Source organism: Streptomyces sp. NRRL F-2664, from assembly GCF_000719345.1.
GTDB lineage: Bacteria > Actinomycetota > Actinomycetes > Streptomycetales > Streptomycetaceae > Streptomyces.
Map to the genome: position 1 here is coordinate 1 of NZ_JOFX01000120.1, position 4,573 is coordinate 4,573.

Here is a 4,573-nt window from a genome sequence, read left to right on the forward strand (position 1 = left end):
GCCGCACACCGCGCCGCAGACCCCGCCGCCAACCCCTTCCGCTTCGGCGGCGAATACACCAACACCGAAAACGGCACCCACTACACCCCCGCCCGCCTCTACCACCCCGAAACCGGCCGCTTCACCACCCGCGACCCCCACCCCACACCCCTCAACAAATACCAAGCCTTCAACGCCAACCCAGTGAACGGGATTGACCCCACTGGCAACCTCACTGTCCGAACTCTCAGAATGATGTTCACAAACGGAAAGGCGCCGACGGATGCGCCTTCTCGTAGGAGCAAGGCCCTGGAGGCCGTTCACAATCAATGGAAGGAAGAGTTCACATCCACAAGAATCACAAGATGGGCGGCCAAGGTAAGTCAGACCATGGACTTTCAAAATGTCAAGCCCAGAAAGCTTGCACACTTGTACGCCTTAGCTCTGGGAGTAGATCAGGAAGACGACCCCGATGTTCACGCGGCCATAAAGTACGTCACGGGAACGCCAGGTATAAACGAACATACAGCGAGGGTGATGGCTGAGGATAATCTAGCCTGGCTCGAACAGAGAGCCAGCAGCAACGGAGGGGTGGATCGGATCGACTTCAGTGCATACAAGAGCGGGAGTGGTCGACACCTTCTAACAGTCCCGTTCACTTTGACATATATTCTAACTTCCGCCACTGAGGCGCTTCACGTAAACGACAACCACTACATGCAGGAAGCAATCGGCAAGCTAACTGCACTCGCCCAGGATAAGCTGCACAATTCATACTCCGACCTACTGAGGAGTCTGGCTGCATCACGTGCACCCGAGGTACACGTCCATGACGAAATGCTCCCCGGCCTTACTCCAGTGGTAATCTTTGATGGCGACAATGTACCAGTTTTCACCCCTGCCCGCGCCGAGCGGAATCTGGTTAAAGGCTTGGCGGCCATGAAGCTGAACCTCGAGCTCATGCAAGATAGGTGGCTCAACGATAAGCCCCCGCCGCTCCCTGCCCACTGGATTGCAGAGTAATACCCTGTCCGATATGTGAGGCTGTGGAAGCGCTTGTAGCAGCACGCTCGCTGGACTGGATGCCCTTTCGGGCGATCCGAACTCCGATGTATCTGCCCCGCAGCTATTTCTGCAGGTGGGGAGCGTACGCCTTCTCCGCGGGGAAGGGCTTCGATTCGGCTGTGCTGTCCCATGTGGAAATGAGACAGCATCTGCTTCAGCGCCTGGCTGTCGTGCCGCGGAGACTGTGGGGCGTAGGGGCAGTCCGGCCGCGTCGGACCAGGCATGCATCCTGAAAACGGCCGGTGAGCGCGGAGCCGGACGGCAGTCGGCCGCTATGGCACGTGCAGAGCACCGGCGAAGCCCGCCATTGCCCTGGACGACGCGGTCCGCACCCTGCGCCGACCCGCGTCCTGGCCCCGAGGACACCGTCTGTACAAGCGCGTTGACATCCTTCACGTGAAGGCCAGCGACCCTCACGACTCCTGTCACCACCGAAGGTGAGGCAGCCCTGCCAGCTCAGCGTCTGTTCAGGCTACTTGTGCGAGGCGGGGTAGCGGGTCGCGTTGATGGAAGGACTCGAATCGTCAAGGCTCGGGCCCATGACAAGTACGCAGGAGACAGGCAGCCGTATCCGTCGCCGGAGTGTGCTAGCGGGCTTGGGGGCAGCTGTGGCCGCGACCGCGATTGGAGGAACGTCTGCCTCCGCTGCTACTGCTCCAGCGGTGACCAGCACAGCAGCAGGCAATCGGGCGGTCGTAGTGCGCGGGACGATCCTGCACTATCTTGCAGACCCTGGTGAGACATCTAACCCCGCCTCTTGGGAGCTGTTCGAGGACGGGGCGCTGGCCGTGGACAACCAGGGCAAGGTGGCCTGGGCGGGCCCAGCCAGTCGGCTGCCGCACAGGCTGCGCCAGACAGCGCGGCAGGAGGACCACCGGGGAAAACTGATCGTACCGGGGTTCGTAGACACCCATGTTCATGCTAGTCAAGTGGACATCATCGCCTCGTTTGGTGAGCAGCTACTGCAGTGGCTGGAGAGGTATACCTTCCCTACCGAGGCGAAGTTCGCGGACCGGGCGCACGCCCGGGAGGTCTTCGGATTCTTCCTGGACCGGCTGCTGGAAGCAGGGACCACGACGGCGAGCGTTTTCCCCACGGTGCACTCCGTATCTGTGGATGCGTTCTTCGAGCAAGCCGCAGCGCGGAATCTGCGGATGCTGAGCGGTAAGGTCCTCATGGACCGGGCACCGTTCGCACCTGACTTCTTGCGGGATGCCAGCATCGAGCAGGCCGAGCGCGACACACGGGAGTTGATTGAGCGCTGGCATGGCAAGGGCCGTCTCGGCTACAGCCTCACTCCTCGCTTCGCGCCCACCTCAACTGAGGCACAGCTGGCGATGGTCGGACGCCTCCTCAAGGAGAACCCCAGCCTGTGGCTCCAGACCCATCTCTCGGAGAACAGGGAGGAGGTCGCGCTGGTCGCAGAGCTCTTCGGCGTCCGCTCCTACCTCGACGTCTACGACCGCTTCGGGTTGGTGACGAAGAAGTCGCTGTTCGCCCACAGCATCTACATCGACGACACCGACCGCCGGAAGCTGGCCAGGGCAGGGTCGTCCGTCGCTTTCTGCCCCACATCCAACCTCTTCCTCGGCAGCGGCCTGTTTGACCTCCACGCCACTCGCGAAACGAAAGTCGATGTCGGCATGGGCACCGACATCGGTGCCGGCACCAGCTACTCCATGCTCCAGACACTCAACGAGGCGTACAAGGTGACTGCCCTGCAAGGACGGCGCCTGCCGGCCCACCGAGGGTTCTACCTCGCCACTCTCGGCGGCGCCAAGGCACTCGACCTGGATGGTTTCATCGGAAACTTCGCCCCGGGCAAGGAAGCCGACTTCACTGTCCTGGATTGGTACGCCACCCCCACACTCGCACGCCGCGTCAAGGTGGCGCAGACTTTCGATGAACGTCTCTTCGCGCTCATGACACTCGGAGACGAGCGCGCAATCGCCGCCACATACGTCCTCGGCCACGCCGCCTACCGACGGCACTCCTGAATAGGCGCTCGCCAGCTCTGCTCTCCGTTCCCTCGCCGCTTGCCTGAGAAAGCGTCGCCGTGCCCTCGGTACCCGAGGGCGACGCCTGAGTGCGGGCCGACAGGCCCTGCTCACACTCGCCCACCTCCGCAATGCCTCGCTCGCGGCCGGTTTCGCCCTCGCGAGGGCTCCCGGCCCGAGGGCGGAGGGTCCATCAGGGAGTCGCTGACGCGGCTCGCCGAGGACATCGGCCCCAAGTACAGCACCGTCGACAACACCCGCTGGATCGCCTCCCGCTGGCCGAAGGAACACCGCAAGGCAGGCGTGGCCCCCGCTGGTCTGGACCAGGGCCGACGGCTACCAGCTCGGAGCCGACGAGCCGCCCTGGAGGCATACGAACGGCAGGTGATCAAGGAAATGCCAACCGAGTGATGACGTCGATCGGATGGCGTTTGAGTATGCGCCGAGCGCCTCGGGCGCCCTTCGTCGGCGTGTGGCGGGCCAGCAGTTTTCTCGCGCCTGGGTGGAATGTCTGCTGGACGATGGCTGTGGTGTAGAGAACGCTGTTCAGTCGTCGGTTGCCGCCTCGATGCAGGCGGTGGCGTTCCTTGTCGGACGAGTAGACGGGGATCGGGGCGCATCCGGTGTAGCGGGCGAGCTTGGCCGAACTGGCGAAGCGGGTGATGTCGCCGATCTCCGCGAGCAGGACCGCTGCTGAGGCGTGGCTGATCCCGGTGATCTCCAGCAGAGCGGGTGCCAGCGGGGTGACGAGTTCGCGGATCGATGCTTCAAGATCGCGGATGCGCCGGTTGAGATCGGCCGCCTCGCCGATCATCTCCGTCACGACTCGGCGAACGTGCGGGCCGGGGTGTGAGTTTTCCAGGAGTGTCGTCAGCGCGGTCATCCCGGGGGCGCGAGTGAGATCGCCGGGGGTGTGGTCGAGCCAGAGGTGGGTGTATGCCTTGACCTGGTTGATCACCATGGTGCGGCGCCTGACGAGGTCGGCGCGTAAGTCGGCCAGGACACGGAGCTCACGAACGCGCTCGTCGATGCGGTGGCGGTCCCGACCGGGTGTGGCGATGGCTGCGTGGGCGACCGCGGCTGCGTCGACGGGGTCGGACTTGGAGCCGGTGGCGGCGTGCAGCTTGCGGTGGGCAGCCATCAGTCGGGTGGGGACCCAGACGGCCTCGTGGCCGGCCAGCAGCAAGCCGTCGGCCAGGCTCCGGGCGAAGCCGCGGCCGTCTTCGATGGCCCAGGTGACCGGTGCACCGTCGGCGATCGAGCGGATCCACTTGAGAAGTACGCCGATCAGGGCCGCGTCGTTGTTGACCGTGAGCGGCCGGCTGAGCCGCTTGCCATCGGCGCTGACCGCCACTGCGACGTGGACGTGGGCTTGCTTCGCTTTGACGGACATCGGAGATCAGGGGCTTGGGCCCCGGAAGGATGATGTTCACCATGGAGAGCATGGGGAAGAAGAAGGTGCGTCCTCGCCGCTCGTTCACGCCAGAGTTCAAGGCCGAGATCGTCGGTCTGTGTCAGCGTGGTGACCGCTC

The 4,573-nt window shown here is 63.9% G+C and carries 3 protein-coding genes and 1 pseudogene; 3 read left to right on the forward strand and 1 reads right to left on the reverse strand.

Annotation, left to right across the window (positions count from 1 at the left end):
- The 3 genes and pseudogenes from IF89_RS43505 to IF89_RS47285 all read left to right on the forward strand — a co-directional run.
- Window positions 1–1,002, forward strand: a 1,002-nt coding sequence (locus tag IF89_RS43505; RefSeq protein ID WP_158718076.1) for an RHS repeat-associated core domain-containing protein, incomplete at its 5' end; no start/stop codon positions are given.
- A gap of 704 nt (window positions 1,003–1,706) precedes the next feature.
- Complete coding sequence (guaD, locus tag IF89_RS0134370; protein WP_234328006.1) at window positions 1,707–3,041, forward strand: guanine deaminase; 1,335 nt, start codon at window positions 1,707–1,709, stop codon at window positions 3,039–3,041.
- A gap of 7 nt (window positions 3,042–3,048) precedes the next feature.
- Window positions 3,049–3,201: pseudogene (locus IF89_RS47285) on the forward strand (IS5/IS1182 family transposase); the annotation flags it as partial.
- 228 nt (window positions 3,202–3,429) lie between these two features.
- On the opposite strand, the gene IF89_RS0134375 reads toward IF89_RS47285, so the two are convergent.
- Window positions 3,430–4,434: an IS110 family transposase gene (locus IF89_RS0134375; protein ID WP_051808088.1), complete on the reverse strand. Its 1,005-nt coding sequence runs from the start codon at window positions 4,432–4,434 to the stop codon at window positions 3,430–3,432.
- Window positions 4,435–4,573: the final 139 nt, after the last annotated feature.

Excerpts from the sequence above, each read along its gene's own strand:
- IF89_RS0134375 (WP_051808088.1), bottom strand. The coding sequence starts at position 4,434 with ATGTCCGTCAAAGCGAAGCAAGCCCACGTCCACGTCGCAGTGGCGGTC.